General features: G+C 44.9%; 24 protein-coding genes and 1 pseudogene. 8 read left to right on the plus strand and 17 right to left on the minus strand.

Annotation, left to right across the window (positions count from 1 at the left end; translation table 11 throughout):
• Positions 1-12 precede the first annotated feature (12 nt).
• The 5 genes from NYE68_RS15325 to NYE68_RS15345 form a co-directional block, all read right to left on the minus strand.
• Positions 13-1,608, minus strand: a complete 1,596-nt coding sequence (locus NYE68_RS15325; protein WP_324636515.1) for an amidohydrolase — start codon at positions 1,606-1,608, stop codon at positions 13-15.
• A 23-nt stretch (positions 1,609-1,631) separates the two neighbouring features.
• Complete coding sequence (locus tag NYE68_RS15330; RefSeq protein ID WP_225045874.1) at positions 1,632-3,218, minus strand: acyl--CoA ligase; 1,587 nt, start codon at positions 3,216-3,218, stop codon at positions 1,632-1,634.
• 148 nt (positions 3,219-3,366) lie between these two features.
• A complete protein-coding gene (locus NYE68_RS15335) occupies positions 3,367-3,588 on the minus strand; it encodes an alpha/beta-type small acid-soluble spore protein (protein WP_007408043.1) in 222 nt (73 codons plus the stop codon).
• An 80-nt stretch (positions 3,589-3,668) separates the two neighbouring features.
• Positions 3,669-4,874 (minus strand): tRNA uracil 4-sulfurtransferase ThiI, encoded by a 1,206-nt coding sequence (thiI, locus tag NYE68_RS15340; protein ID WP_015418002.1) that lies wholly within the window; start codon positions 4,872-4,874, stop codon positions 3,669-3,671.
• 3 nt (positions 4,875-4,877) lie between these two features.
• The gene (locus tag NYE68_RS15345; RefSeq protein ID WP_015418003.1) at positions 4,878-6,023 is read right to left on the minus strand and encodes a cysteine desulfurase family protein; all 1,146 of its coding nucleotides are present in this window, start codon (positions 6,021-6,023) and stop codon (positions 4,878-4,880) included.
• A gap of 193 nt (positions 6,024-6,216) precedes the next feature.
• On the opposite strand from NYE68_RS15345, the gene brnQ reads away from it, so the two are divergent.
• On the plus strand, positions 6,217-7,557 hold the full coding sequence (gene brnQ, locus NYE68_RS15350; RefSeq protein ID WP_015240382.1) for a branched-chain amino acid transport system II carrier protein: 1,341 nt from the start codon (positions 6,217-6,219) through the stop codon (positions 7,555-7,557).
• A 113-nt stretch (positions 7,558-7,670) separates the two neighbouring features.
• On the opposite strand, the gene ezrA is transcribed toward brnQ, so the two are convergent.
• The gene (gene ezrA / locus NYE68_RS15355) at positions 7,671-9,362 is read right to left on the minus strand and encodes a septation ring formation regulator EzrA (protein ID WP_324636513.1); all 1,692 of its coding nucleotides are present in this window, start codon (positions 9,360-9,362) and stop codon (positions 7,671-7,673) included.
• A gap of 195 nt (positions 9,363-9,557) precedes the next feature.
• Here ezrA and hisJ point away from each other — a divergent pair, with 195 nt between their 5' ends.
• Positions 9,558-10,370 (plus strand): histidinol-phosphatase HisJ, encoded by an 813-nt coding sequence (gene hisJ, locus NYE68_RS15360; RefSeq protein WP_033574207.1) that lies wholly within the window; start codon positions 9,558-9,560, stop codon positions 10,368-10,370.
• Here the strand turns inward: hisJ and refZ are convergent.
• Positions 10,360-10,983: a forespore capture DNA-binding protein RefZ gene (refZ, locus tag NYE68_RS15365; protein ID WP_033574208.1), complete on the minus strand. Its 624-nt coding sequence runs from the start codon at positions 10,981-10,983 to the stop codon at positions 10,360-10,362. The two genes, hisJ and refZ, sit on opposite strands and share 11 nt — an antisense overlap.
• Positions 10,984-11,108: 125 nt before the next feature.
• Here refZ and NYE68_RS15370 point away from each other — a divergent pair, with 125 nt between their 5' ends.
• Positions 11,109-11,591: a GAF domain-containing protein gene (locus NYE68_RS15370; protein ID WP_007408037.1), complete on the plus strand. Its 483-nt coding sequence runs from the start codon at positions 11,109-11,111 to the stop codon at positions 11,589-11,591.
• Positions 11,592-11,625: 34 nt separating this feature from the next.
• Here NYE68_RS15370 and NYE68_RS15375 read toward each other — a convergent pair whose 3' ends face one another.
• A complete protein-coding gene (locus tag NYE68_RS15375; protein ID WP_031379135.1) occupies positions 11,626-13,374 on the minus strand; it encodes a sensor domain-containing diguanylate cyclase in 1,749 nt (582 codons plus the stop codon).
• 290 nt (positions 13,375-13,664) lie between these two features.
• Here NYE68_RS15375 and rpsD point away from each other — a divergent pair, with 290 nt between their 5' ends.
• Together rpsD and NYE68_RS15385 are read left to right on the plus strand one after the other, a co-directional pair.
• Positions 13,665-14,267, plus strand: coding sequence for a 30S ribosomal protein S4 (gene rpsD, locus NYE68_RS15380; RefSeq protein ID WP_003152406.1), 603 nt, complete (start codon positions 13,665-13,667; stop codon positions 14,265-14,267).
• A gap of 255 nt (positions 14,268-14,522) precedes the next feature.
• Positions 14,523-15,893: an aldehyde dehydrogenase gene (locus tag NYE68_RS15385; protein ID WP_324636512.1), complete on the plus strand. Its 1,371-nt coding sequence runs from the start codon at positions 14,523-14,525 to the stop codon at positions 15,891-15,893.
• 494 nt (positions 15,894-16,387) lie between these two features.
• Here NYE68_RS15385 and NYE68_RS15390 read toward each other — a convergent pair whose 3' ends face one another.
• The 7 genes and pseudogenes from NYE68_RS15390 to hmpA form a co-directional block, all read right to left on the minus strand.
• Positions 16,388-16,687: a hypothetical protein gene (locus NYE68_RS15390; protein ID WP_064115655.1), complete on the minus strand. Its 300-nt coding sequence runs from the start codon at positions 16,685-16,687 to the stop codon at positions 16,388-16,390.
• Positions 16,688-16,709: 22 nt separating this feature from the next.
• Positions 16,710-17,017 (minus strand): annotated as a pseudogene (locus NYE68_RS15395) (HNH endonuclease signature motif containing protein).
• 42 nt (positions 17,018-17,059) lie between these two features.
• Positions 17,060-17,497 carry a hypothetical protein gene (locus NYE68_RS15400; protein ID WP_064115654.1) on the minus strand — a complete coding sequence of 146 codons (438 nt, stop codon included), beginning with the start codon at positions 17,495-17,497 and terminating at the stop codon, positions 17,060-17,062.
• A gap of 45 nt (positions 17,498-17,542) precedes the next feature.
• On the minus strand, positions 17,543-17,788 hold the full coding sequence (locus NYE68_RS15405; protein ID WP_064115653.1) for a hypothetical protein: 246 nt from the start codon (positions 17,786-17,788) through the stop codon (positions 17,543-17,545).
• A gap of 377 nt (positions 17,789-18,165) precedes the next feature.
• Complete coding sequence (locus tag NYE68_RS15410) at positions 18,166-18,798, minus strand: hypothetical protein (RefSeq protein ID WP_064115652.1); 633 nt, start codon at positions 18,796-18,798, stop codon at positions 18,166-18,168.
• A gap of 223 nt (positions 18,799-19,021) precedes the next feature.
• Positions 19,022-19,801, minus strand: a complete 780-nt coding sequence (locus NYE68_RS15415; protein WP_064115651.1) for a hypothetical protein — start codon at positions 19,799-19,801, stop codon at positions 19,022-19,024.
• 384 nt (positions 19,802-20,185) lie between these two features.
• The gene (hmpA, locus tag NYE68_RS15420; RefSeq protein ID WP_064115650.1) at positions 20,186-21,376 is read right to left on the minus strand and encodes an NO-inducible flavohemoprotein; all 1,191 of its coding nucleotides are present in this window, start codon (positions 21,374-21,376) and stop codon (positions 20,186-20,188) included.
• A 237-nt stretch (positions 21,377-21,613) separates the two neighbouring features.
• Here hmpA and NYE68_RS15425 point away from each other — a divergent pair, with 237 nt between their 5' ends.
• The 3 genes from NYE68_RS15425 to NYE68_RS15435 all read left to right on the plus strand — a co-directional run bounded on the left by NYE68_RS15425 (position 21,614) and on the right by NYE68_RS15435 (position 22,794).
• Positions 21,614-21,841: a hypothetical protein gene (locus NYE68_RS15425; RefSeq protein WP_007408759.1), complete on the plus strand. Its 228-nt coding sequence runs from the start codon at positions 21,614-21,616 to the stop codon at positions 21,839-21,841.
• Between the two features lie 169 nt (positions 21,842-22,010).
• Entirely contained in the window at positions 22,011-22,520 is a 510-nt protein-coding gene (locus NYE68_RS15430) for a type 1 glutamine amidotransferase domain-containing protein (protein WP_007408760.1), read from the plus strand.
• Between the two features lie 145 nt (positions 22,521-22,665).
• Positions 22,666-22,794, plus strand: a complete 129-nt coding sequence (locus tag NYE68_RS15435; RefSeq protein ID WP_007408761.1) for a hypothetical protein — start codon at positions 22,666-22,668, stop codon at positions 22,792-22,794.
• 15 nt (positions 22,795-22,809) lie between these two features.
• Here NYE68_RS15435 and NYE68_RS15440 read toward each other — a convergent pair whose 3' ends face one another.
• Both NYE68_RS15440 and NYE68_RS15445 read right to left on the minus strand, forming a co-directional pair.
• Complete coding sequence (locus NYE68_RS15440; protein WP_007408762.1) at positions 22,810-23,562, minus strand: SGNH/GDSL hydrolase family protein; 753 nt, start codon at positions 23,560-23,562, stop codon at positions 22,810-22,812.
• 197 nt (positions 23,563-23,759) lie between these two features.
• Entirely contained in the window at positions 23,760-23,948 is a 189-nt protein-coding gene (locus tag NYE68_RS15445; protein WP_015240394.1) for a hypothetical protein, read from the minus strand.
• Positions 23,949-23,989: the final 41 nt, after the last annotated feature.

Consider the following 23,989-nt stretch of genomic DNA (forward strand, 5'->3'; position numbering starts at 1 on the left):
AGAGGACGGGCATCACTGCCTGTCCTCTTTTTCATATACGATACGGCCGCCGACGACGGTTTTGACAGCTTCCAATTCATGAAGCTTTTTCGGGTCCGTCCTGAACGGATCACCGCTGAGTACGGTAAAGTCGGCATCATAGCCGGGGGCGATACGGCCGCGGCTATGTTCTTTATGGATGATGGCCGCGCTTCCCTCCGTGTAAAGCTGAATGGCTTCGTACACGGTCAGGCACTCTTTTTCATAATAGGCCGGACCTTCCGGGCGCTGCTTGCTCGTACGGAGCACAGCCGATTGAATGCCCAGAAGCGGATCGGCCGGTTCAATCGGGGCATCTGAACCTCCGGCGCACAGCAGCCCTTTTGACAGCAGTGTTTTCCAGGCGAAAGCCGTTTTCATCCGCTCTTCTCCGAGCCGGTCAATCACCCACGGAAAATCACTGGCCACAAAATGCGGCTGAAGATCAAGTCCGATCGGCAGCCGGGCGGCTCTTTCAATCAATCCGTCATCTAATACTTGCGCATGAATGAGCCTGTCTAGCTGTCCGGGCTTTGCCGGGTATCTTTCGATAACATCCAGCACCTTTTCAAATGCAAGGTCGCCAATCGCGTGCACGGCGAGCTCCATCCCTTTCTCTCTCGCTTTATAAACAAGAGCGGCAAGGGTTTCGTCATCATGCACCTGAACGCCGGAAACAGACGGATCATCATGGTAAGGCTTTTTCAATAGAGCGGTTCTGCCTCCGAGCGCACCGTCAGCAAAAATTTTCATCGCTCCGTATTCCAGATAAGGTCCGGTCGATTTATCCAGAGCGCTCCAGCTGTCGACGGCTTCGTGATGAACGAGCAGATGGGCGCGAAAAGGATAAAGGCCGCTGCCGGTTAATGACTCGTACGCGGCAACGGGAACGGACGCGTCTCCGTAGTATGCCAGATCTTCTGAATGCCCGCCGGTCAGGCCTTTTGACCAGCAGTCCGTAATCGCCGTTTGAAGCGCGCGTTGGACATAGTAAGGTGAGACGGGCGGCAGGGCCTGTGTCACAAGCTCTTGGGCTTTATCCAGCAGGAGGCCTGTCGTACCGGTGCCGTCCCGGACGATAATCCCGCCGTTTGGTTCAGGTGTTTCGTTTGTAATTCCCGCCGCGCGCAATGCGGCCGAATTAACCGCCGCGGCGTGCCGGCATACCCGCTTCAGCAGGACGGGGCGGTCGGGAAAGAGCGGGTCAAGGTCATGCTTGGTGACGTAATCCGGCTGTTCAAACAGATTTTCATCCCAGCCTTCGCCGATCAGCCATTCGCCATCTTCCAATTCACGCTCTGCTTCTTTTGCGGCCCGCAGTATCGCTTCTTTTGACGTCAGCTGCGACAAATCGAGGCGAAGCTGTTTTTCCCCGTGTCCGATTAAATGCATATGACTGTCCGTAAACCCCGGGAACATGACAGCCCCATGTAAATCGATTTCCTCCGTATCAGGCGAACCGTATGTTCCTTGGAGCTCCCGGAAGCTGCCCGTCTGCCTGATGACGCCTTCTTCGGTATAAATGGCTTCAGTGACATGATTCTTGTCCAGCATTGTATAGATGGTGCCGCCGTGCCAAATCGCTTTCATCCCCGCTCACCCTTTATCCTGTATTATGCTTTTTTATCAGCCTTCAGCCGTTCTTCACGCTGTCTCAGCTCCACACGTCTGATTTTTGCGGACGCCGTTTTCGGCAGGCTTTCGACAAACTCAATTTCTCTCGGATATTTGTAAGGCGCCGTAATCGTTTTTACGTGGTTTTGCAGTTCTTTGACAAGTTCGTCACTGCGCTTTTCATCGTCTTGTAAAACGACATAGGCTTTTACGATTGAACCTCTGATTTCATCCGGGCTCGCCACGACGGCACATTCTTTCACTTCCGGATGCTTCACAAGCGCGTCCTCTACTTCAAAAGGCCCGATTGTATATCCGGAGCTGACGATGATGTCATCATTGCGGCTCTCAAACCAAAAGTAGCCGTCCTCGTCTTTTTTCGCGCGGTCTCCTGTAAGAAAGTAATCTCCGCGAATCTGCTTTTTCGTTCTTTCAGGATCTTTATAATATTCTTTGAATAAAGCCGGTGTGCTCAAATGCACGGCGATATCGCCCGTTTCGCCAATTTCGCATATTTCGCCTTTATCGTTTATAATCTCCACTTGATTTCCAGGGGTCGGTTTGCCCATGCTTCCCGGCTTAATATCCATGTCCTTCAGGACGCCGACTAACAGGGTGCTCTCCGTTTGGCCGTATCCGTCCCTCACTTTAATGCCGAAATGCTTCCGGAATACGTCAATGACTTCCCGGTTTAATGGCTCACCCGCAGAAACTGCGCTGTGAAGGGCAGAAAGATCATATTTGTCCAACTCCTCCACTTTTGCCATCAGGCGGTATTCCGTCGGGGTACAGCAGAAGACATTTACTTGATGGCGCTCCAGCAGCTCTAAATACGTCTTGGCGCTGAATCTGCCGTGATAAATGAATCCTGTCGCGCCGCTTCCCAGAACGGCGAGCAGCGGGCTCCACACCCATTTCTGCCAGCCGGGCGCCGCGGTGGCCCACACTGTATCGTCTTCAGAAATATCCAGCCATGCACCGGCTGATGTTTTTAAATGGGCAAAGGCCCAGCCATGTGTATGTACAACGCCTTTAGGCTGGCCGGTCGTGCCTGAAGTATAGGACAAAAACGCCATGTCTTCTCTTGTTGTATCAGCTGTTTGAAAACTGTCTCCGTCCGCTTCAATCGTTAGGAGGTTTTTCCAGCCGGCATCATTTTCACCGATTGACAATGTCACCAGCTGATCAGTATTTACCTCGTCAAACGCGTTTATAAATGAAGGATAAACGATAGCGCCTTTCACTTCGGCGTGTTTGATCCGGTATTCAAGGTCTTTGGCGCGCAGCATTTCCGAGCAAGGAATGACGACCATCCCCGCTTTTAAGATCGCTAAATAAACGGCATACGCTTCAAGCACTCTCGGAACCATGACAATCAGCTTATCGCCTTTTTCAAATCCGAGACCTTTCAGACGGGCTCCGATTTTATTCGTTTCTTCCATCAATTTTTCATACGTCCAGACTTTCTTGCCGCCTGTTTGATCTTCCCAAATAAGCGCGTTCTTCTCTTTGGAACGGCTGAACTTTTCGATTTCATTTACAAGGTTATAGTTCTTTGGGGCGATTAAATCTTCTCGTTTTAACACGAACAACTCCTCACTTTCTTTCCCCATTATACATAAACATAGGCCATTACAATAAAAATATGCATAAATTGCTTCCCGCCTTCTATCTATTCCCATGAAAAAAGAGCGGGGAATTCCCCGCTCTCTTAGCCATTATGTGAAGTTGTGATTAAAACTGCTGCTGGCTGCTTCCGCCCATGCTTTGCTGAGCAAAAGAGACAAGACGTTTTGTGATTTCTCCACCGACAGAACCGTTGGCGCGAGAAGTTGTTTCCGGTCCAAGGTTTACACCGAATTCAGAAGCGATTTCATACTTCATTTGGTCGATAGCTTGAGCAGCGCCTGGCACTAAAAGCTGGTTGCTGTTTCCGCTGTTTGATTGTTGTGACATGTGTATCACCTCCTTGTGAGTATAGAATGTGATAAAACACATGTCTTCATTCAAAAAAACTTTGGTAATTGTATACAGTTTTAAAACAGGCCGGCAAACTTATCGTGAGCTTCCTGCTCCGAGTAAACAGTGATGGTTTCGATGCCGGCAGCGGCCTCTGCAATCAGCGGTTCAAAATCAACGAAGCTTTCGAAGTGCTCGATTTTTTCTTTTTTCGGACGTGTCTTCGGACTTGGCGGCGTAAAGATGGTGCAGCAGTCCTCAAACGGCTGAATGCTTGTTTCATAAGTGCCGATTTCTTTTGATTTCTCAATGATTTCTGTTTTGTCCATTCCGATTAAAGGGCGCAAAACCGGTGTTGCCGTCACCGCATTGATCGCATACATGCTTTCAAGCGTCTGGCTCGCTACCTGCCCGAGGCTTTCTCCCGTAATGATCGCGAGCGCTTTCCGTTCTTCTCTGATTCTGTCCGCGATTTGCAGCATAAGACGCCGCGTCGCCGTCATCGTATAGTTCTCCGGGATTTGTTTTTGGATGAGTTCCTGCGTCTTTGTAAACGGCACGATATGAAGTGTCATACTGCCGCCGAACTTCGCAAGGCATCCCGCGAGATCCATGACTTTCTGCTTTGCCCGTTCACTCGTATACGGCGGACTGAAGAAATGTACCGCTTCAACTGATAATCCCCGTTTCATCGCGTAAAAACCGGCGACCGGACTGTCAAAACCGCCGGAAAGCATCAGCATCGCTTTACCCGCGGAACCGACAGGAAGGCCTCCGGCGCCTTTTTCGTTACGAATGGTCAGGAATGTCGCTTCCTCCCTGATTTCAATCCGAAGCGGAATATCGGGATGTTTCACATCGACGGTTAATCCATCCGTGTTTTTCAAAATATGGCCGCCGATTTCAGCGTTCATCGCATTCGTATCTAATTCAAACTGTTTGTAAGCCCGTTTGGTTTCGACCTTAAACGTATTCCCCGGTTTATATTCGCCTTCTATCGCGGCTAAAGCCGTTTTTTTAATGTCTTCCAGCTTGCTTTCGCATTTAATTGCGAGACTAAAGCTTTGAATGCCGAATATATTCTTTAATAAGGAACAAATTTCCTCCGGGTTTTCTCCATTAAGTGTAATTGACATCCGGTCCCGGTTTGAAAAGTATTTTACTTTTTTATAATCCTTTAATACCAGGCGGATATTCTGTTTTAATCTTTCAATAAAACTGCGTCTGTTTTTTCCTTTTGTGGATATTTCACCAAAACGGATTAAAATATGATCGTAATTCATATGCTACCTCATCATTTTTTTTAGTTTTTGAACAGCCGGCACCAACGCGGCCATAAACGGCTCCGTGATGTCAGCCGTATGGCTGAAGTTCAGGCTGACTCTTATGCTGCTTGATGCAATCTGTTCGCCTTTATTCATTTGCAGAAGAACACGGCTCGGTTTGTGCTCTCTTGCCGAACATGCCGCGGTTGTGGAGACATATATTCCTTTTTCCTCAAGCATGTGCAGCAGCACTTCCGCCTTCACGCCCGGAACGGAAAAATTAATGATATGCGGCGCGCTGTTTTCGGCGGGGGTGTTGATGACGACCCCGTCCGTCCCGCTCAGCCTTTCCATGAGCGCATTCTTGGCAGCCTCCACGGAAGAAAGCCGCTCGTTCATGTCACGCGCAGAAAGATTGATCGCTTTCGCAAGGGAAACGGCGCCTGCCGTGTGTTCCGTTCCGGCGCGGACGCCTTTTTGCTGCGAGCCGCCCGTTATAAGCGGAATGAGCCGCGTTCCTTTTTTGACGATAAGCGCTCCGGTCCCTTTTAAGCCGTGAAACTTATGCCCTGAAACGGTGCAAAGGTCAATGCCCGCTTCTTCTATAGACAGAGGAACTTTATGAATGCCCTGCACATGATCAACATGAAACAGAATATTCCGGTGCTGCTTCAAAAACCCGCCGATTTCCTTTACAGGCTGAATGGAGCCGACTTCGTTATTGACATGCATGACGCTGACGATTATCGTATCCGGCCTGATAGCCGATTTGACGTCTTTCAAAGAAACGAAGCCGTTTTGATCGGCCGGAAGATATGTGACTTCAAAGCCGAACAGCTCCGTCAGCTGATCAAGCGTCTCCGTCACAGAAGGATGCTCAATCGCCGAAGCAATGATATGTCTTCCTTTACTCATGTTTGCCCAGGCCGCTCCCTTTAACGCCGCGTTATTCGCTTCAGTCGCGCCTGATGTAAATACAATATCATAATTTTTTAAACGTAAGGTTTTTTTTATTTGCTGAGCGGCCGCTTCAAGGAGCTGTTCCGTCTCAGTTCCTAACTGGTGCAGAGACGAAGGGTTGCCGAAATAACGGCTGCTCGTCTGTTTATACACTTCCAAAACCTCTTCATACGGCTCGGTCGTTGAACTGTTGTCTAAATATATCATTTTTTTTACTCCTTTAATGAAAACGGTACATCGTATGATATTTATGCTACCATAACAAAAGTAAATATAAATTCGCAATAAATCGAGTATTGACTTATCTGTACATTGCCATATAATAAGTAATGTTCGTTTTGTTATATTATCTGACAATTAATTGACAGAATATTTCAACATAGTATTTAGGAGGATTTTTATGAAACACTCACTACCTGTCAAAGATACCGTTATTATCGGTTTCATGCTTTTCGCACTTTTTTTCGGGGCAGGAAATATGATATATCCGCCGGAGCTCGGGCAAGCGGCGGGGCATAATGTCTGGAAAGCGATGGGCGGTTTCTTACTGACCGGCGTAGGTCTGCCGCTTTTGGGTATTATCGCCATCGCATTAACGGGCAAAGACGCGAAAGGGCTTGCCGATAAAGCTCATCCGGTATTCGGGACTATTTTCACCGTTGTGCTTTATTTATCAATCGGGCCGCTTTTCGCGATTCCGAGAACCGGAACCGTTTCATATGAAATCGGTGCAGTTCCGTTTTTAAGCGGCATTCCGGAAAGATTATCTTTATTTGTTTTCACGTTGATCTTTTTTTCTATTACGTATTATTTAGCTCTTAACCCGTCCAAAATCGTGGACAGAGTCGGAAAGATTTTGACTCCTATTAAATTCGGTATTATTTTAATCATCGTCGTAAAAGCCATTGTCACTCCGATGGGCGGGCTGGGCGCCGTACATCAGGCATATTCCGGAACGCCGGTGTTCAAAGGATTTTTGGAAGGCTATAAAACAATGGATGCGCTCGCCTCAATCGTTTTCGGCGTCGTTGTCGTCAACGCTGTTAAAAGCAGGGGCGTCACCCAGCGTAAAGCGCTCGCCGCCGCTTGTATTAAAGCGGGTCTGATTGCAGCGGCAGGTTTGACATTCATTTATTTATCTTTGGCCTATTTGGGAGCGACAAGCACGGACGCTGTGGGGCCGCTCGGCGAAGGCGCAAAGATTTTATCAGCTTCATCTGATTACCTGTTCGGTTCACTGGGAAACATCGTTCTCGGCGCCGCCATCACCGTTGCGTGTTTAACGACAAGCATCGGACTTGTCACATCTTGCGGCGAATATTTTTCAAAATTGATTCCCGCTTTATCATACAAAATGGTGGTTACGATTGTCACGCTGTTCAGTCTGGCGATTTCAAATTTCGGACTTGCTGAGATTATTGCATTTTCAGTTCCTATTTTATCAGCGATTTACCCGCTGGCGATTGTCATTATCGTCCTTTCCTTTATTGATAAAATCTTTAAGGAAAGACGCGAAGTCTATATCGCCTGCCTGATCGGAACGGGGCTGTTCAGTATCCTGGACGGTTTGAAGGCAGCCGGCATTCCGCTCGGATCATTAGATTCATTCTTAAACGCAAATCTTCCGCTTTACAGCATGGGAATCGGCTGGGTGCTTCCGGGCATTGCCGGAGCGATCATCGGCTGCATTATCACGTTTTTTACCAGCCCGCCCATCGAATTAAATAAAGCAAAATCGTAACATTCAGCGCCTGCGGTTTGATGTATATCAGCCGCAGGCGCTTTTTATATTCCGTGAGAAACTAAAAAACTGCACCTCTGATTTCCATCAGGGTGCAGTTTTTGCTTATGCGTCTATGAAGCAGATTGATCAGCTTTAATTTTTTTCACGGCGCCGGGAGCTGCTTTTTCAACAGCATCTGCCGCCATCTCATAAGCTTCATTATAGCTGTAAGCGTAAAACAGCCGTTCCGCTTCTTTCAGCTGTTCGGATAAAATATGATTCTGGCTTCGGAAGCGGTTGCCGTACTGGATGATCCGCTCAATGAGCTTCACCTGAATCACAAGATCTTCCGCCTCTTCGCTGACTTCCTCAACCACCTTTTCGGCTTCGGCCAGATGTTTGGCGGCTTCCTCCATGTTCAGCGGCAGCTCTTCCAATTGGCTGACGGTTTCTTCTATATGATGATTTGCCGTCTCGAGCTTGTCCTTGACTTGTTCTGGAATTCCCGGCACGTTGCTTTTTTGCAGCATTCGGGCCGTGTCAGAAATGGTTTTCCGAAGATGCATCAGCGTTTCCCGCGCCTGCAGTTCTTCTTTTCTGAGCGCCTGCAGATTTTCACGGTATTCGGCATGTTCTTTCTGAGCCTCTTCCATCTGCTTTTCGATGGCCTCGACTTCTTCAATCAGCAGCGAGTAAGCGACATGCTCGCCGTCAAGCTTTTCTCTCGCCTGCTCAAGGAGTCGGCCGATCGTTTCCAGCTGTTTTTCGAAGGCATGCTGTCTGCCGATTTCTCCCGCCGTCAGCTGATAGCTTTCCTTGACGAGCTCCGTTTCGGTTTTTGTGCGGTCTTTTTCTTCCTCAAGCTTCTCATACGCGATGATCAGCTCAGGCATTTTGCTTAATACGGACTGTCCGGCTTCCACTTCGCCTTCCAGCTGTTCATACATCGATTGAATGGTTTCATCAATCAGCTGAAGGATGGCGGACGCTTCGTCGACATCCAAATCTTCTAAAAGCGCGTTTTCGGCCCGTTTCAATTGATTGGTGAGTGTCTCCAGCTCTTTTTCGATTTGAATATGCTCCAATTTGTAGCCTTTTTCCGTCATTTCCCGGTAGCCGTCTTTCAGCTTGGCAATTTGGTTCGGCACGGTCTGTTTACAGTCCGCAAGCAGTTTCGGAACGTCATCTATGTATGTCTGAAGCTGATCCAGTCTGCGGTCCTGTTCAAGCAGCACTTTTCTCGCTTTGATGTAATTGCCGCTTTCCGTCTCTTCTTCGAACTCTTTTATGCCGCTCCAGATTTCGTCGAGATCCGTCTCCAGGCTGTTATAAAGCTCTCCGTAGAGATGGCTGTACGCCAGAAGGTTTTTCCGCGCTTTTGAATACCGCTCACGCACCTGTTCAATCTCTCCGCGGCTTTTTTCCTCGCTCGTCACAAGGTCGCTGATCTCACGCAGTATGCCTTCTATATTTGATTCGGCTGCAGTGAGGAGGTCGTCGATGTGGACAAGCACCTGATTCGCTTTTTTAAACCGGTATTTGTCGGCGTTCTCTTCGGCATCATAAAGGAGCTCTTCTACTTTCGGCAGATGGGCTGTGACAATTTCATCCCACTCTTCGCGCCATCTTTCAAAGAACTCTTCCGTCTCTCCGGTCATTTTCAGATGTTTGATCTTGGACATTTCTTCCACTATCGAACGATTTAAAATTTCAATCTTCCATGACTCCAGCCGGTCAATTTCCGTATAAATTTTTTTCCTGAAAAAGTAGCCCGCCGCAAAGAGCGCGAGCAGTATAACCAATAATCCGATGACTAACTCCATAATGAGCCCCCTTGTTGTTCTCTTAATCTGTCAGGGTGTTTTATGTATTCAGAAAGATTTCAATATATGTATTGAGAAAATCTGTCGTTTTCATTGTTATTATGATACCATGTAACCAACATTTTTTGACCAGAAATCAAAAACTTTTTGCATAATTTCGGCAGGATTCTGCAATTTTTTAATGGAGTGACACAAATGGAAAAACGAGACGCTCATATCCACACGCCTTTTTGCCCTCACGGCTCGAAGGATGCGCTGAAACAATATGTCGAAAAGGCCCTGGAAAGAGGCTTTGACTCGATCACATTTACAGAGCACGCCCCCCTTCCTCCGTCATTTCAAGATCCCGTACCGCTTCAGGACAGCGCGATGGATCTCAGACAGATGGAGGTTTATTTGGAGCGGCTGTCACAGCTGAAAAAGGAATACGATGGACAAATCAGCATTCTGACTGGGCTAGAAACCGATTTTATCTCAGGGTATGAAGAGGAAACCGCGGCGTTTCTGAACACGTACGGCCCCTCACTGGATGACGGCATTTTATCCGTTCATTTTTTGAAGACCGGCCCGTCTTATATATGCCTCGATTTTGACGAGCACGCGTTTCAGCAGCTTGCCGACCGCTTCGGAAGCGTTGAAGCCGTATATGAACAATACTATGAAACCGTGTATTCTTCCATTGTAACACCGCTCGGCCCCTTTAAGCCAAAACGGGTCGGCCATATCACGCTCGTCAAAAAATTCGCGCGCCTTTTCCCTTACAGCATGTCACCTCAAATAAGAGAGCTTGCGGCCCGCTGTCTTGACGCCGTGAAAGAACACGGAATGGAGCTGGATGTGAATACATCCGGGCTCAGAAAGAAGTTTGCCGGGGAAGTATACATGGAGGATTGGATGGCTGAGACGGCGAAGCAAAAAAAAATCCCACTCATATTCGGGTCGGACGCCCATCAAGCGGAAGATGTCGGCAGTTCCTACGAAACGTACAAAAGCATCATTACTTCATAAGCGCCGCATCAGGCCGTCGGAACACGCTTTCGATCCAGATCTTCACCTCTTCAAAATACCTTTTATAAAAGTACGGTTCATGAGGCTGCATATAGAGCACCTCCGTAATATATTGAGGCTGAAGATACGGCATCATCAAGAGGGATTTCAATTGCAGAATAAAATGCGGCACGGGCAGCGTCAGCCGCCTGTGGCGTGACTGCCCTTCTTCAATCACCAGCTGGAAAATATATTTTTCTTTCATTAAGTAAGTAGACATAATTTCCCTGATAAGCACGGAATCAATCGTCACTTCCCGGTACACAAACCGCGTTAATTGACGGTTATCGTGCTGATAGGATAAAATATCGAAAATCACCCGCAGGATGCGTTCCTGCGCGTCTTCACCGTTCATACTGACGGCGGCTTTTTCCAGCGCTTCAGTATAGCCTTCGTAAAACTCGGAAACTAAATGTTCCATTAATCCGCCTTTCCCTTTAAAATAGTAGGAGATGTGCGCAACATTTACATCAGCTGACTTTGCGATTTCACGGACGGACGTGCCGGAATAACCTTTTTGGTTAAACAGCTGGACAGCGGCGTTAATAATTTTGTCTTTGGTGGTTACTTTCATACGGCTCACCCCTTTATGTGTAACAATTCAAGCAGAAAGGCGCCGTTCCTGTAAGAACTTCTCGACAAATGCCGGCAGAACGGCCGGAACTTTGTTTGATATTATAGAAAAAGTGAGGGTTTTCCATGTTTCATGTCGAAAAACAATCCGGAGATAAAGAAAAAAGTTATCAGCTTCTGCTTAAACAGCTCGAAGCCATGACAGAAGATGAAACGGATGCGATCGCAAATTACGCGAATGCGTCAGCGCTTTTATACCATTCATTACATGAAGTCAACTGGGCGGGGTTTTACTTCGCTAAAGAGGGCGAGCTCGTGCTCGGACCGTTTCAAGGACTTCCTGCCTGTGTGCGCATTCCGTTCGGCAGAGGCGTATGCGGCACTGCCTACTCTAATGGCGACGTGCAGCGGATTGCCGATGTGAATGCGTTCCCGGGACATATCGCCTGTGACGCGGCTTCCCAGTCAGAAATCGTCCTCCCGATCCGCGTAAACGGTGAAGTGATCGGTGTGCTGGACATTGACAGCCCCGTGAAAAACCGTTTTGATGAAACGGACGAAACCTATTTAGCAAAGTTTGTTGAAACGCTTGAAAAACGATTAGGATAAAAAAAGGAGCCCGGCCGGCAGGCCGGCTCCTTTTTTATGTCGTCGTGCTGTTTTGATGGATGATCAGCCGGTTTTTGCCGTTCCGTTTGGCGATATAAAGCGCCTCATCCGCTTGCTGAACGAGCAATTTCAACGGCATCGGGCCGGTCTTTGACCAGCAGGAAACGCCGCAGGAAATCGTCACGCGCGGCTCGGTATTTTCCCGGATGGCGCGAACCAGCCTTTTAGCGATGCGTTCTCCGGATGACACGTTGATATTCGGCAGATAGACAGCCAGCTCCTCGCCCCCCCACCTCGCAGCGACATCATGCTCACGAATATGGTTCTTCATAACGGAGGCCACCTGAATCAGGATCGAATCTCCCGTTTGATGACCGTATGTATCATTAATATTTTTAAAATTATCGATATCAACGAGGATGAAAACACCCCGTTTATGAATTTTCATGCTGTATTGAATTTTCTCATCCAGATAGGTTCTTGAATACAGCTCCGTCAGCTGGTCTGTCTGAACAAGATGCTCAAGCCTGTCGCGCAGCATGGAGTTCGTGACCGCCAATGTCGCATGGTGAATGAGCGCTTGAAAAAGCTTATACATTTCAAACGTAAAAGCATATAAATCCTTTTTCAATAAAATCGCAAACCCGAAGACGGTGTCATTTTCGATCATCGGCACCGCCATCAGCGAGCCGAAACCGTTTTCGCCGAATACAGTCTTTCCGCTGCCGATAAACACGCCCTTTTCTCCCTCGAACAGCTTTTCCTTCACAATGCTGATATAGGGGTTCGCACGTTCTGTCTTAAAAAAAGCGGTATGTCCCGGAAGCAGATTTTGCGTCTCAAAATGATCAATATGAAAAAAAGCCACTTCTTCCGCATGAAACGATTGGGTCATAATGGCGGCGAGCTCCCGCATCGTATCAGTGAGTCTGAGGCGCTGATTCAGCTGGCGCGATGTTTCATTAATGAGCTCCAGATTCGCAATGCTTTTTTTCGATTGCTCATAGAGCTGCGCATTTTCAAATGCTTTTCCCGCTGCGCCCGCAAGCAGCAGCATTTCACTGAGAGTACTGCACGAAAGAACGGCATCCTGCAGCCCCTCCGTCTTCAGAACCCCGTAAGTCCCCTGCTGGCCTTTGATCGGCAGATAAGCAGATGACCTGCCTTTTCTGAGCAGTCTCCCCGATAAATAAACCTTCAGGGCAGACGGATCGGCATCTTTTCCGTCCATATGTAATTCTTTTGCGGGAAGCTGTCTGTCCGTATCCTGATCCTGCGTGATAAACAGTGAAAAACGGAAAGACCGGAAAGCCGTACTCAAACTTGCCTGCAGTTTTTCCAAAACCTCATTTTGGTCCAAAAGCGAATGGAACATTTCTGTCATTCTGTGAATTTTCCGCTGATGCTTCGTTTTGTCAAACAGCCCGCTTTGTCTCACAGATTGATTAATAAACTGAGTAACGATCTCAGGCAATGATTCCGGGATCGGCAGCCCGCCTTCCGAGCGCAGATAAAAGGATCTGCCGGACGTCTGATTCCTGATCATAAAACGGCCGTCACTCTCTTTCAGCGGAGCATAATGCGGTTCATCTTCTGTTTTTATGGTGAAACGTGTTGATTCTGCCGGTGAAAGGGTCAATGAAAGAGATGTAAAGCAGGATTCTAGAGCTGAGGCCAGCCATAACAGCGAGTCGGATAATGAGACGGATTCAGATTTCGTTAAGAAAAAAGAAAGCATTTTCTGATGAAAGGCCGTCACTTCATCAATTGTTTGTTTTTTCATTTTTATCACCTAAACATGTACTACTCATTTTTGTACATTATATCATAAACCGGCACTCTTCATGGAGAAATGGTTGACGGCGGCGGAGAAAAATCATATAATGTTCTTTGTGTGAAATATTGCAGCCTTTTTGTTCAGCTTCTGTGTTTGCATTTTGTTCCTTAGCTGTAAGGTGTATCGTGTAACTCTCTGCTGCTGGAGCGAGGATACATGAAAACAAAATGTGCACGGTCGGATCGAACAGACGGTTTTTATTTTCCACAAAATAAAACCAAAGGAGGAGTCACATTATGGCTCGCTATACAGGTCCATCTTGGAAACTGTCTCGCCGTTTAGGAATCTCTCTTAGCGGTACAGGTAAAGAATTAGAAAAACGCCCTTACGCACCAGGCCCCCACGGTCCGGGACAGCGTAAAAAACTATCAGAATACGGTTTGCAATTGCAAGAAAAGCAAAAACTTCGTCACATGTACGGTGTAAACGAACGTCAATTCCGCACATTGTTTGACAAAGCTGCAAAAATGACTGGTAAACACGGCGAAAACTTCATGATTCTTTTAGATGCACGTCTTGATAACGTTGTGTACAAGCTCGGTCTTGCGCGCACTCGCCGTCAAGCACGCCAATTAGTTAACCACGGTCACATCCTTGTTGACGGAAGCCGCGTTGACATTCCGTCTTACCAAGTAAAACCTGGTCAAACAATCGGTGTTCGCGAAAAATCAAGAAACCTTTCTATCATCAAAGAATCTGTAGAAGTAAACAACTTCGTTCCTGAGTACCTTACTTTCGACGCTGAAAAGCTTGAAGGTACATTCACTCGTCTTCCAGAGCGCTCTGAGCTTGCTCCGGAAATTAACGAAGCGCTTATCGTTGAGTTCTACTCCCGTTAAGTAAAACGCTCTTTAAAGAGCATTGGATTAAACCCCGGACATGTTGTGATGACAATGTTTCCGGGGTTTTTCTTTTGGGCTGTCAGAATAATGGACAGATGCTCCCTCTCTTTATTAAAAAAAGCCCCTGTCCGGGGCTTTTTTTATGTACCAACTGGCTTTTCAGCTACATGTACATTAGAAAAACCCATTTGACAAGCAGAAGCGATTTTTTACATAATGAATCATCATACCTTACAAAAAAGGAGCGACTGAATGAACAGCATCCCCTCTATCGTCAGCAAGCACAAAGCCTATTTTGCGGCGGGGCATACGAGACAGCTAGAATCGAGACTGAACATTTTGCAGAAGCTGAAACAAGCCGTCAAAACTCATGAAGCCGATCTCATAGCCGCTCTCTATCAGGATCTCCACAAATCCGAACAGGAGTCGTACACGACAGAAATCGGAATTGTACTGGAGGAAATCAGTTTTGTGATGAAGCGGCTGGGAAAATGGATCAAACCGAAACGAGTCAAAACGCCTCTGACTCACCTAGGCTCGAAAAGCATCATTATCCCTGAGCCATATGGAACCGTTTTGGTGATTGCGCCTTGGAATTATCCCTTGCAGCTGGCGCTTTCACCCTTGATTGGAGCCATTGCGGCCGGAAACACAGTCGTTCTTAAACCGTCAGAATATACCCCGGCGGTTTCCGCTGTTCTTTCCAAACTCATCAGCAGCGTTTTTCCGAGTGACTATGTCGCTATGGCGGAGGGCGGGCCCGACGTCAGCACTGTGTTATTACAGCAGCCCTTTGACTATATTTTCTTCACTGGAAGCGTTGCCGTGGGAAAAATCGTCATGGAGGCCGCCGCCAAACAATTAATTCCCGTTACCTTGGAGCTCGGCGGCAAAAGTCCCTGCATTGTCCATAAGGATGCTGATATACAGCTTGCCGCCAAACGCATCGTCTTCGGGAAATTTACAAATGCAGGGCAAACCTGCATCGCACCGGATTATTTATTTGTCCACCAAGATATCAAAACGAAGCTCACAGAAGAAATGAAGCGTGCGATCAGTGAATTTTACGGCCCTCAGCCTGAACAAAATCCGCAGTACGGCAAAATCGTCAGTGAACGCCACTATCAGCGGCTGCTCAGCTTTCTGAATGATGGCGTCCCGCTCACAGGCGGACAATCTGATCCCGCTCATCATAAAATTGCGCCGACCATTCTCGAACAAGTGAGGGATGACTCTCCAGTGATGCAGGAGGAGATTTTCGGGCCGATTCTTCCGCTCTTTACATACGGCGATATCAATGAAGTCATCGAGAAAGTCCAATCGCGCCCAAAGCCGCTCGCTCTGTATGTCTTCACAACAAACAAAGAAACTGAGCGCACTGTTTTAGAGAATCTGTCGTTTGGCGGCGGCTGTGTCAATGATACGTTAATGCACGTCGCAACACCGTATTTGCCATTCGGCGGCGTCGGGGAAAGCGGCATCGGGAGCTATCACGGATTTGACAGCTTTAACACGTTTACGCACAAAAAAAGCGTCGTCAAACAAACGAATCGCTTCGACTTCGCTTTCCGTTATCCTTCTTCCAAAAACGGGCTGCGAATGATTCGGAAAATACTTAAATAAAAAAGCGCAGAGTATCTGCGCTTTTTATAAATCCTCTATACACCAATTAATCGGTTCGTCTCCCATTTCATCTTAAAACTACATGGGGAAATACAATTATAAATACAATTTGAAAGGCGTTTCTGTCGGTGTGGCAGCCACAGCTATTTCAACAATAACAAAAACACCTTACAACGTAGTATTCGCTATTGTAGGGTTTTTAGCAGGTACCCAAACAACTGCATACTATACAGTATTCCAATATCGTTATGCCTTTAAATGCAGCGCATACCCTTAAGCTAATAGAACAAAATTCTACGAAGACTCTAAAAGAAAGAAAGTCCTTAAAACGGCAGACAGTCCCAAATTCTTTGGAAGCAGGCCAATCCCATCAACTTGCCGACCATAAAAACGAGGTGAAAAAATATGCAACAAGAAAAAACAACGTCTAATGTTAACAGAATATTAAAAAGATATATCCTATTGTTCCTTGTTTTATGTGCATGTTATTTTGTTTACATGGGCGTTTTGGGTAATAAATTCACTCCAGTCCCATTGATTATTTTCATCGCTGGATCAATTATTGGGGAGTTAATCAGAATAGGAAGAATGAGAAGATAGGGGGTTACATCCTCCTTATCTTTTTTAAAACACACAAGCTTCACAAATTTGTTTTTACCCATTTTTCTTTTATGCTCGGTATATAACAGTGAAGACAATAACATCGAAACAGATGAAGTTAAGTGTACGCAAAAGAATTTAATTTTTAGTCTTAGGGAATTTGTACATTCTTTCATTTGATGTTCTGTTCCCAAATCCTCCATCCTCCGTCGCTATCTACCGGCCATGACACGAGGCGCATAAAGGCCCATTTACTTGAGGTTCATGCCGCCTTTATGCGGAACGATATGATCAACAACTGTCGCCGGGGTTTTTCTGCCTTGCATCAAGCAGGCAGCACATAACGGATGCTTGGACAGATAGCCAGCACGTGCCTGCCTCCACTTGCTGTTATACCCCCGTTTGACAGCGGATTCCCGGTATTGATCATAGGCCGGTTTGGTTCGTTTGTGCTGTTCACAGTAACCCTCCCTTGTTAGGTTAGGACAGCCGGGTTCATTGCAGTGCTTTAATGGTTTTTGCATAATATACCTCCATATAAAAAAGCGCCCTTAAAGGTGCGCTTTTTAAAATTTAATACCCGATTGATACGTTAGCCCTGATTTATCTATAAAAGAAAAAGTATCCTCATGTCTAGTGTCAAACATTATTCTGTCGATTATCACTCCTACTATCAAATCATCATCTTCAATATGTGTAACTGCTAATCCTCGAGGACTCGGTATATAGGCTCGAGCACCATCAACCATATATAGGCATACATTCTTTACAGTAGAACCATTATAATTAAGCGAGTAATAGTGATAACTAGCCTTTGAATTTATAAATTTATCAGTAAACTCATTTGAAATATCATTATCTTCTCTATCAGGCTTTTCTTTAATTGTTACAGAAATGTCTTCTCTAAGTGTAAAGGTGTATCTGTGATCCCGATCAATACTTTTAACCCAATCTTCACAATGTGCGTTCTTAAGTAACAAAGACATTAATTCTTGATATTTCACTTCAGCATCACCTCTATCAATTTTATCTATAATTCAGACAGAATACTAAATTCTTTCGATTACAAAAATTTTAGACTTAATCGTAGGAACAATATGATTCTTATTAATTTCATTGGTTTTGTGAACATACTTAATACTCTTGCTTAAGATTTTAAAATTCATATCTGAATCGTAATCAAATGTTTGTGTATCACTAAGAAATATTGAATTTTTATTATTTGCCATAAAAATTCTAATCTGTTCTGCTGTATAGATTTCATTAATCTCTAAATCAATATTCTCATATGCCATTCCCTCACCTCCTCTTCCTTATAATCGGCGAAAAAAGTATTTAAACGAACTGTTCGCGGAATTTGTCGAATTATTTATGTACAAGCATTCATTTTGTCTCACTAATATAAATCGTTCCCTTTGCTGCTTCAAACATACAAGAGGAGCTTTTCTATAAATTGCAGTTTAGCCTTTATCACAGCACTAACCTAACAGCCAAAAACTTTGTACATAGTCTTTCCATAACCTTAAATATAAAGAGTGCCCTCCCGATTGGAAAGCGCTTGGTATATTCTTTCTAAACTGCCCCCGTACTCAGCCGTTAACCGCCGATTGTCCATCCTGAGATTTACCGCACACAGTTTACAGAGAATATAAAAACACCCAAAAAAGGGTGTTTAGCTTTTAATTTTAATCTCTTTTTTAATCTGTTTATTTAAACTTTCTAGAGTAATATCAATTTCTTCTTTAAGTGAAGTAGTTTTATCTGGATTCTCTTTTGGATCTGGTATTTCATAAGTAACCAGTAAATTTAGCATTTTCTTTTTAGCTTTATTTGCAATCACATTAATTTCATCAGATGAGAATATTGCAATTTCATTGACCCAATTATTTAGTTCTCTCCATTTAATTCTTGCCTCATTTAAATTATTACGCTCAATGAATTTATACACTAACTTGGACGCTTCTTCGCTTGATCTTTTAAATGCATCTAATACATCTGACTCTTCTTTCTTTGTCAATTTTAGAATTTCACTTGTATAATTACGAACATCCTCCTCATTAGAACGTTCAAAAGACAGGCCACTACTAACATTATCGCGACAGGAAAGTAGAGCACCATGTGCTTGTAAAGATTTTTTATATAATTCTGGGTACATTTCATATTTCTTATTCATAGAGAAAGTATGAAAGCCCATTTTCTTTTCAAGCCAATGTTTAAGTAGTTGTAATGCTGAATTAAATACCAAAATAGTTATTGTACTTAAGATTACATTGCCGAAAAATTCCACATTGAAAATTTCATCCATTAATATCCCTCCCACCTTATTATCGCTAAAAGAAAGGAACAATGGAATCATTTACTAAATTTGTCGAACGTTTTACCGGAAGCAGTTTACAGAGAACATAAAAAAGCTCCCCCGCTCATCAGCAGTGCCGCTCCCTTGATTTATTAGCTATTACCATAATACCTTATCTAAAACAAAATGGTGTGCCATCTTTCTGCCGTTATTCTGCCATTTGTCTGCCATCTTAAACTTCACTTAACCTCTTTATAAATTTGTATAATGTAAAACCGGCAGAAGAAATTACATAAAATTCGTCAAGTTCTGTTTCTACATCAACAGATTCAAAGTCTATATCTATTGAAGAATCTGTCCGTGTTTCATATTCCCTGTTAACAATTTGAAATGAAACACATTTGTCCAATGTAAGATACATACTCTCCGCTTGTATTTTTTGCTTGTTGCACTGTCCCCATACATCACTGTGGTAAATTACTTTAGGATCCTTTTTGATAATATTTCTACCCATTTTTTCCGACTTAAGATTAACATAGTCTAAAATTTTTCTATAGTTCTGAATGTCATGATTAAAAAAAGAGGCTAAAGCGTTAATTACAACTAACTTTTCATGTTCTATATCCTTATTTTCAATTACAACTGAATTTAAAATTGTTCCTATAATTAAACATGCTTCACTAGAGTTTGCAGCTAAAATTTTATTAATTGTATTAGCAATAAATTCTGCTCTTGTTGGATTATCTATATATTTTCTGAGCTTTTGAATCTGCTGATCTAAAGGCATATCTTCCTCGTTAAAACCTTTCAAAAACATATTGAACTTTATTTCTTGGGCAAAGTCGAATATGTTTTTCGCAAACTTCAACATTGGAGAGATTTCACTAAACATTTCAACATAATCATTTTCTACAATTTTCTTTTTCAAGTCCTTATAACCGTTGAATTCATCTCTTAACCCCCGATCCAAGTCCTGTAATCTCTGAACTAATACCTTTACTTCGTCACTCAATAAAAGCTCCCCTTTTTTTCATCAGTATAACATATCCACATTATCCACGAATTACCTATATGTTATACTGTGCAACTGCCTGAAGCGCCGTTAGCCCTTTCCCCTACTGTTTTCAACCCGTATGCCAATATTTTTCTCAACGTGTGTATGTGGCTATATCATCCAAACCGACATACTCAGCGGCAGCCCTCAGAATATCTTATAAGCTATCGACTTGGAAATGGGCTTGTTGATCCCTGCGCGGCCGCGGCCAACCGCTCTAATTCCCTGTTCGTTCTCTATCCCTATTTCCCCTACTTCTGGTAAAAATCCTGTTATCTAGAATAAAAAAAGCACCCAATCCGGGTGCTTCATACATTAAAATCATCGTCCTTCCTTGTTCAATCACACCATACTCAGCTGCGGTTCAAATAATTCATAGTGAATGGATTCCGGCGGTGTATTGAATTCAGAAATCAGCTTTTTCATTTCTTTAATGAACGACGGTGATCCGCACAGGTAAAAATCAGCATCTTTATCTGTCATCACTTCTTCTAACAGCTGTTTGTCAATCCGGCCTTCCCGAAAACGAATGTTTTCTGAACGGTCTTGTTCGGACGGCTCGCTGTAAATAAAGAGGGTGTCAACGGATGAGTGTTCCGCGGCTTCTTCAGCTTCATGCCGCAACGCATGATACTCTCCGCTCCTTGCCGCATGGATAAAGAGAACGTTTCGCTGCGGCTGGGTTTTGGCAACCGTCTTTAACATACTGATCATCGGGGTAATTCCGACACCGGCGCTGATGAGAACCAGATTCTTTTTGGAATCAGGGTCTAATACGAAATCCCCGGCCGGAGCGCTGATCTCAATTGAATCCTTTTCGTGTAATTGGTCATGCAGATATGAAGAAACAATTCCGTCTTTTTTCACGGAAATCCGGTAATAATCCTTACCGGATACGTCGGATAAGCTGTACTGGCGGATATGCGTATAGCCCGTGTCCGGAATGTATACTTTTACACTGATATACTGCCCCGCTTTGAATTCGGGGAGAACTTGTCCGTCTTCCGGTTTTAAATAAAACGACGTTATCTCCTTGCTTTCTTTTACCTTTTTATCAATTTTAAACGCCATATAGTCTTTCCAGCCGCCTTTTTGCGTTTCCGCTTGTTCATACATGTGCTTCTCAATTCCGATAAAAGCGTCTGCAATGACGCCGTATGCTTTTTCCCATGCCTGAATGACCTCAGGAGCAGCCCCGTCTTTTAGCACATCCTTTATCGCGATTAACAAGTACTTTCCAACGATTGGGTAATGCTCGGGTTTAACACCGATACTCCGGTGTTTATGGCTGATTTGTTTGACGACGGGAACGATGTTTTCCAGCCGGTCAATATTGGCTGCGGCTGCAATCACAGCATTCGACAAGGCCGTACGCTGTGTTTTTTTCTTTTGATTCGTCTGATTAAAGATATTCAGCAGCTCAGGGTGATGCTGAAACAGCAGGTCATAAAATCGGCCTGTGATTTCTTCACCATGCTCTTCTAAGACCGGCACTGTGCTTTTAACGATTTCAATCGTTTTTTCATCGAGCATTCTAAAAATCCCCCTAAAGATGTATGCCTCTCGATTGACCTGAGAAAATAATCGTTTTTGAATTCTTTTTTATAGATTTCCCCGCTCAAAAAGGGTTAGCCGTTCCAATTTGAGGCGGATTAAGGAAAAATCAGAAAAACGAAATTGCAGCTGAAAAATTGTGGACTTGCCATGGTGTACTTGTCCGATGCAAAATCCTCCTTGTCAGCATTTAATAAAGTACGGGAGGTGAGATGAATGGGTAAAAAATCGAAAGTGTATTACTGTGACCCTAAGTATATTGTGACTGACAAGTATACTGACAAAGAAGTGGTTTACGTCCATCCCATCAAACACATTAACAGAGAGCATATCCGTTATGTTCCCCGCCACGTTTATAAGGAAGAAACAATTCACGAAGTCATTGATCCGGGCGATCCGGGGAAATGCGGGTGTAAAAAGCAGAAAAAAAGACGCAAAAAGTAATTGGTTCGATTTCTTGCCTTATCTCAGGTTAAACACGTAAGTTTCAGCAGACCTCCGTACCTTTTGGCTCCTCTTTTTCAGAGGGGCCTTTTTTCATAAGCAAATACGTTGTGAGGCGGGAATCTGCCTGATATTCTTGTCATATACAAATTCACAGGAGGCATGATGTATGAGCAAAAAAATCGCAGTTCTGATGACAGATCAATTTGAGGATATTGAATATACAAGCCCGGCGGAAGCATTTAAAGAAGCGGGCCACAGTGTGGTGACAATAGATTTGGAAGCAGGGAAAGAAGTGACGGGCAAGCACGGTGAGAAAGTAAAGATCGATCAAGCGATCTCAGACGCAGACGCCAAGGAATTCGATGCGTTATTGATTCCCGGAGGCTTTTCACCGGATCTTCTGCGCGGAGATGACCGCCCGGGTGAATTCACTAAAGCATTCGTGGAAAATCAGAAACCCGTTTTCGCGATCTGCCACGGCCCGCAGCTGCTGATTGATACCGACCTTCTTAAAGGAAAAGATATCACGGGATTCCGCAGCATCCGCAAAGACTTAATCAATGCCGGCGCACATTATAAAGATGAAGAAGTCGTCGTCAGCCATAACATCGTAACGAGCAGAACACCTGACGATTTGGAAGCCTTTAATCGTGAATCATTGAACCTGCTGAAATAAGCGAATAAAAATGCACAGACCCGTTCAGTCTGTGCATTTTTTTATGGATTTATAAAGAAACACCAATAGTTAGACCTATTCTTTCCCCCATCCATAATAAGTAAAATAAAGAGTGGGTTTTTTAACACTCGACGGGAGGTTCGCTATGTGGATGATCATTTTGCTGCTTATCATTTTAATCGGTTTTACCGGTAATATCGTCTCGCTTTTGAGAGCGCAAAAACACGCATCTCAAAGAATAATTGAGCTATTAGAAAAGCAAAGCCGAAAATAATCTGTTAGCGCTGTGTTACCCATAATAGTAATAATAATTCCGGCAGATTTCCTGAAATATGATTTGATGCCCTTTCTCGTTCGGATGAAGACCTTCTGACATGCACATGCTGCGGAAAGCGGGATTATACGGGTCGATGAGATCAGTATCAAACAGATCGGCATATGGTACAGAGAGGAGTGTGCAGGCTTCTTTTTGAGCTTTCACATAGTCAGCCAGCTTCAGGCCCAGTTTATTTTTATCAGTATCACGGCGGACGATTTTTCCTTTTGACATTTTGGCTTGTCTCGTTGGGGTCACCACAATGATGCTCGCGCCTTTATTTCCGCTCCGCAGCTGCTGGATCACTTGACAGAAGCCTCCGTAAAATGTGGTGATATCCTTTTCATCTGTGCCGATGGGAATGTGGTTGCACCAATCATCATCTGTTCCCTGGACAATGATGACATCATGTCCCTTTGTTTTAAGCGCCTGCTGATAAATGTTATCGCTTCCGTTGTTGCTCATATTAACGCCGCTGACAGACAGATTGGTTATTTCAGCGTTTGTCCGGTCTTTCAGAATGTCACCAAAGCCGTATTCCGCACGCAGCCCCCGGGCGACGCTGTCACCTAAGATCGCGATTTTCGAAGCCTTCCGCAGCCTGCTTATGCTGATAAAGTCAACGCTGATATGCCCGCTGTCCGTGATATGCAAAAGCTTGCTGCTTATGTTTGGCAAAGAGACTGTCTTTCCTTCAGAGTTATAAAAATCCTCATTCAGCTTCATTCGGCGTCATCCCTTCCTTTTTATCCTCCGGCATCTTTTTTGACATAAAAAACGGACACGAACAAACAGCGCCATGTTGTCAGTTCAGTGTCCGCAGATGATGATACTGGATCTTTTATGCAGTTCTCTTGCCATTATAGCAGATCTCCGTTACTTGTAATAGAGTCTGCAGTCAGCATTTAAAACAGCGTTTGCGGCTACGTTTTTGATGAGACCGTCTGCTGCGGGAACGGTGTGTCCGGCGATGCGTCCGTCTTCTGCTGCGGGAACGGTGTGTCCGGTGATGCGTCCGTCTTCTGCTGCGGGAACGGTGTGTCCGGTGATGCGTCCGTCTTCTGCTGCGAGAACGGTGTGTCCGTTTTCTGCTGCGGGAACGGCGCGAACATTTTTTAGAAACCGGTTCTTGGTATAAATACTCCCCTAAACC

Source organism: Bacillus sp. FSL R5-0447, from assembly GCF_038606125.1.
GTDB classification, from domain to species: Bacteria; Bacillota; Bacilli; order Bacillales; family Bacillaceae; genus Bacillus; species Bacillus velezensis.